The sequence below is a fragment of the Sphingobium indicum BiD32 genome, assembly GCF_000382885.1.
Classification (GTDB): Bacteria; Pseudomonadota; Alphaproteobacteria; order Sphingomonadales; family Sphingomonadaceae; genus Sphingobium; species Sphingobium japonicum_C.
Genome location: NZ_CAVK010000166.1, coordinates 1 through 3,027, shown reverse-complemented (window position 1 = coordinate 3,027; position 3,027 = coordinate 1). Strand labels below are relative to the sequence as shown.

Annotated in this window: 3 protein-coding genes; 1 reads left to right on the top strand and 2 read right to left on the bottom strand. The window is 63.3% G+C overall.

Annotated features, from left to right (window positions below; all coding sequences use genetic code 11):
- Positions 1-945 (bottom strand): acetyl-CoA carboxylase biotin carboxylase subunit (locus EBBID32_RS16530; protein ID WP_037491359.1); only part of this gene is annotated, 945 nt, incomplete at its 3' end.
- Positions 946-1,012: 67 nt separating this feature from the next.
- On the opposite strand from EBBID32_RS16530, the gene EBBID32_RS16525 reads away from it, so the two are divergent.
- Positions 1,013-1,330, top strand: coding sequence for a GIY-YIG nuclease family protein (locus tag EBBID32_RS16525; RefSeq protein WP_006961305.1), 318 nt, complete (start codon positions 1,013-1,015; stop codon positions 1,328-1,330).
- 38 nt (positions 1,331-1,368) lie between these two features.
- Here EBBID32_RS16525 and EBBID32_RS16520 read toward each other — a convergent pair whose 3' ends face one another.
- The gene (locus EBBID32_RS16520) at positions 1,369-2,970 is read right to left on the bottom strand and encodes a carboxyl transferase domain-containing protein (RefSeq protein ID WP_006961303.1); all 1,602 of its coding nucleotides are present in this window, start codon (positions 2,968-2,970) and stop codon (positions 1,369-1,371) included.
- Between the last annotated feature and the right edge of the window lie 57 nt (positions 2,971-3,027).

Sequence of the window (3,027 nt, the reverse complement as noted above, 5' to 3'; positions counted from 1 at the left end):
TTCGACCAGATCGACGCCGGTGATTTCTTCGGTCACCGGATGTTCGACCTGAAGCCGGGTGTTCATTTCCATGAACCATATCCGATCCGCGCGCAGGCCTTCCGATCCGTCGGCGATGAATTCGATCGTGCCTGCGCCGACATAGTCCACTGCCTTGGCGGCGCGGACGGCGGCGGAACAGATGGCTTCGCGGGTGGCGGCGTCCATGCCGGGCGCGGGCGCTTCCTCGATCACCTTCTGGTGGCGGCGCTGGAGCGAGCAGTCGCGCTCGAACAGGTGGACGACATTGCCATGGCTGTCGCCAAAGACCTGCACCTCGATATGGCGTGGGTTGGTGACCCATTTTTCGAGCAGGACATGGTCATTGCCGAAGCTGGACGCGGCCTCGCGCTGGCAGGAGGCGAGCGCGTCGGCGAAATCGGCGGGAGCATCGACCTTGCGCATCCCCTTGCCGCCGCCGCCCGCGACCGCCTTGATAAGGACGGGGTAGCCGATGGCGTCGGCCTGGGCCGCGAGATGGGCGGGCGACTGGTCCGCGCCGAGATAGCCAGGCGTGGTGGGAACGCCCGCATCCTGCATCAGTTGCTTGGCCGCATCTTTCAGGCCCATGGCGGTGATGGAGGATGGATTGGGACCGACCCAGATGAGGCCTGCGTCGATGACCGATTGGGCGAATTCCGCGTTTTCGGACAGGAAGCCATAGCCGGGGTGGATCGCCTGCGCGCCGGTTTGCTGGGCGGCGGCGATGATGCGGTCACCCAGCAGATAGGATTCGCGCACTGGCGACGGGCCGATATGGACGGCTTCGTCGGCGGAACGGACATGGAGCGCAGTTGCATCGGCGTCCGAATAGACAGCGACGGTGCGGATGCCCATCGCGCGTGCGGTGCGGATGATACGGCAGGCGATTTCGCCGCGATTGGCGATGAGGAGGGATTCAAGCACAGGGATCTCCCAATCCGTCATGCTGAACTTGTTTCAGCATCCATTTGGCGGCAGGCTCGGTGCTGCGATGGAAAAGCAACCGTGCGTTTATATTCTGAGTAGCGCGCCCTATGGGACGCTTTACATCGGCGTGACATCCGACCTGATTGGTCGCCTTTACCAACACCGCACCGGCATTATTCCGGGTTTCACGAGCCGTTATGCGATCCATCATCTGGTGCGGTTTGAGATGTTCGGCGATATGGAGGGTGCAATCCTGCGGGAAAAGCAGCTCAAGCGCTGGCATCGTCAATGGAAGATCAACCTGATCGAGAACGATAATCCGCATTGGGCGGACCTTGCGCCGTCGATCGGGCTTCCGCCTTTGCGGCCCGATGGATGCTGAAACAAGTTCAGCATGACGGCTGAGTTTGGCCACCCTCATCACATCCGGAACACGCCAAATTGCGCCCTTTCGCCGACCGGGGCGTTCAGCGTCGCTGCAAAGGCCAGGCCCAGTACGTCGCGGGTTTGCGCAGGGTCGATGACGCCGTCGTCCCACAGGCGGGCGGTGGCGTAATAGGGGTTGCCTTCTTCTTCATATTTCTGACGGACGGGGGCTTTGAAGGCTTCGGCTTCTTCCGGCGTCCATTTGCCCGCGTCACGGTGGACGGTCGCCAGCACGGATGCGGCCTGTTCGCCGCCCATCACGCTGATGCGCGCGTTGGGCCAGGTGAAGAGGAAGCGGGGTTGATAGGCCCGGCCGCACATGCCGTAATTGCCTGCGCCAAAGCTGCCGCCGATCAGGACGGTGATTTTGGGCACCTGCGCGGTGGCAACGGCGGTGACGAGTTTGGCGCCATGTTTGGCGATCCCTTCCGCCTCATATTTGCCGCCGACCATGAAGCCGGATATATTCTGGAGGAAGAGCAAAGGGATACGCCGCTGGCAGGCGAGTTCGATGAAATGCGCGCCCTTTTGCGCGCTTTCGCTGAACAATACGCCATTATTGGCGAGGATGGCCACGGGCATCCCCCAGATATGGGCGAAGCCGCAGACGAGCGTGGTGCCGTACAGTGCCTTGAATTCGTGAAATTCGCTGCCGTCCACGATCCGCGCGATGATTTCGCGCACGTCATAGGGCGCGCGGACATCGTCGGGGATGATGCCGTAAAGATCGCTGGCATCGTACTTTGGCGGGCGGGGTTCGCGCAGGTTGAGATCGGGCTGGCGATCGGGTTGCAGGGTCGAGACGATGTCGCGGACGATGGTGAGGGCATGATCGTCGCTGTCGGCGACATGATCGACAACGCCCGACTTGCGGCCGTGCAGGTCGCCGCCGCCCAGATCCTCCGCCGTGATGACTTCGCCGGTCGCGGCCTGCACCAGCGGCGGGCCGGCGAGGAAGATCGTCCCCTGATTGCGGACGATGACGGTTTCGTCGGACATGGCGGGGACATAGGCACCGCCCGCCGTGCAGCTGCCCATGACGCAGGCGATCTGGGGGATGCCCTGCGCCGACAGGTTCGCCTGATTATAGAAGATGCGGCCAAAATGGTCGCGGTCGGGAAATACCTCCGCCTGATTAGGCAGGTTCGCGCCGCCTGAGTCGACCAGATAGATGCAGGGCAGCCGGTTTTCGAGCGCGATTTCCTGCGCGCGCAGATGCTTCTTCACGGTGACGGGGTAATAGGTGCCGCCCTTTACCGTGGCGTCGTTGCAGCCGATCATGACCTGACGACCCGCGACCCGGCCGATGCCCGCGATCAGGCCAGCGCCGGGGACTTCATCGCCATACAGGCCATTGGCGGCAAGCTGGCCGATTTCAAGGAAAGGCGAACCGGGATCGAGCAGCCGTTCGACGCGATCGCGGGGCAGGAGTTTGCCGCGCGCGGTATGCTTGTCGCGTGCGCTGGCGGAGCCGCCTGCGGCTGCGGCGGCGACCTTTTCACGCAACTCCTGCGCCAGCGCGCGGTTGTGCGCGGCATTGCTGCGGAAGGCTTCGCTGTCGGGGAATACTTTGGTGTCGAGGACCGGCGCGCTCATCTCAAATCCTCCCCTTTAAGGGGAGGTGGCGCGCCGAAGGCGTGACGGAGGGGTGTC

Bases quoted from the DNA above. Each gene is read 5' to 3' on its own strand.
- EBBID32_RS16525 (WP_006961305.1), top strand. From the start codon at position 1,013: ATGGAAAAGCAACCGTGCGTTTATATTCTGAGTAGCGCGCCCTATGGG.
- EBBID32_RS16520 (WP_006961303.1), bottom strand. From the start codon at position 2,970: ATGAGCGCGCCGGTCCTCGACACCAAAGTATTCCCCGACAGCGAAGCC.